The sequence below is a fragment of the Rummeliibacillus sp. POC4 genome (genome assembly GCF_003576525.1).
GTDB lineage: Bacteria > Bacillota > Bacilli > Bacillales_A > Planococcaceae > Rummeliibacillus.
In genome coordinates this window covers 1-637 of the sequence record NZ_QWUA01000161.1, presented here as the reverse complement: position 1 = coordinate 637, position 637 = coordinate 1, and the positions used below count along the sequence as shown (strand labels likewise).

At 38.8% G+C, this 637-nt stretch carries 1 protein-coding gene; it reads left to right on the top strand.

The window, feature by feature from the left end:
- Window positions 1–562: group II intron maturase-specific domain-containing protein (locus tag D1606_RS18575; RefSeq protein ID WP_305000247.1), on the top strand; the 562-nt coding region annotated here is incomplete at its 5' end.
- Between the last annotated feature and the right edge of the window lie 75 nt (window positions 563–637).

The following is a 637-nucleotide window of genomic DNA, read 5'->3' as shown; positions in this document are numbered from 1 at the left end:
CATACGCGTCATGAAAAGTATTAGAACCTTCATTGAAAAGAAACTACGATTGAAAGTAAATGAAAAGAAATCCACAGTAGACCGTCCTTGGAATTGTAAATTCCTTGGATTTAGTTTTACTAACAATAAAGAACCTAAAATTCGAATAGCAAAACAGAGTATCAAACGAATGAAGGGGAAAATTCGAGAGATAACCTCAAGAAGTAAACCTTTTCCAATGGAACTTCGCATTCAAAAGTTAAATCGATACTTAATTGGGTGGTGTGGATACTTCGCCTTAGCAGATACTAAATCTATTTTCGAACAACTGGATGGGTGGATTAAAAGAAGGCTACGAATGTGCTTATGGAAGAATTGGAAGAAACCAAGTACAAAAGTGAGAAATCTAGTACAACTAGGTGTTCCAAAATGGAAGGCACATGAATGGGGAAATACTCGCAAGAGTTACTGGAGAATATCAAAAAGTCCAATATTACACAGAACCCTAGGTAACTCCTACTGGAGTCACCTAGGGCTCAAAAGTCTAAAAGCTCGGTATGAAATTCTGCGTCAATCATCTTAATTGAACCGCCGTATACGGAGCCGTACGTACGGTGGTGTGAGAGGTCGGGAGTTAATCACTCCCTCCTACTCGATT